The following is a 377-nucleotide window of genomic DNA, read 5'->3' as shown; positions in this document are numbered from 1 at the left end:
GGTAGCGTTGCTCCGGCAACTGACGCCGGTGTGCCTCGGTATAGCCATAAGACTTACGAGGCTCGGGAGGCTGGAAGCTACCTTTGGCACGTTCCTTTACTCGAACGATCCCGGCCAGTCTCAGCGCTTTTGCAAAGGTGTCGGGATGCGCGGTGATGCCCGTTTCTGCATGGAATGCTTGCGCCAGTTCGGCTTGACTGGAATAAGGCTGCGTATGAGCGAGCCTGGCCAGCAGAGGATAATGGTGCGCAGCGATTACCGGTGGGCGTCCAGTTTTAGGCATGGCTCAATGCTGCATAGAAAGGAGGCAAGAAGTTTACTTTATTTTGTCTACACCCTCCTAGTGACCAGGTAGTACAGCAGACACACTGCTTTCG

1 pseudogene is annotated in these 377 nt (G+C 54.9%); it reads right to left on the bottom strand.

Annotated features, from left to right (window positions below):
• Positions 1-283: pseudogene (locus GHN92_RS23670) on the bottom strand (IS5/IS1182 family transposase); the annotation flags it as partial.
• Positions 284-377: the final 94 nt, after the last annotated feature.

The sequence above is a fragment of the Pseudomonas sp. FSL R10-2964 genome (assembly GCF_009600035.1).
Classification (GTDB): Bacteria; Pseudomonadota; Gammaproteobacteria; order Pseudomonadales; family Pseudomonadaceae; genus Aquipseudomonas; species Aquipseudomonas bubulae.
Note: the sequence above shows the minus strand (reverse complement) of the source record. Positions and strands in the feature narration are given on the sequence as shown.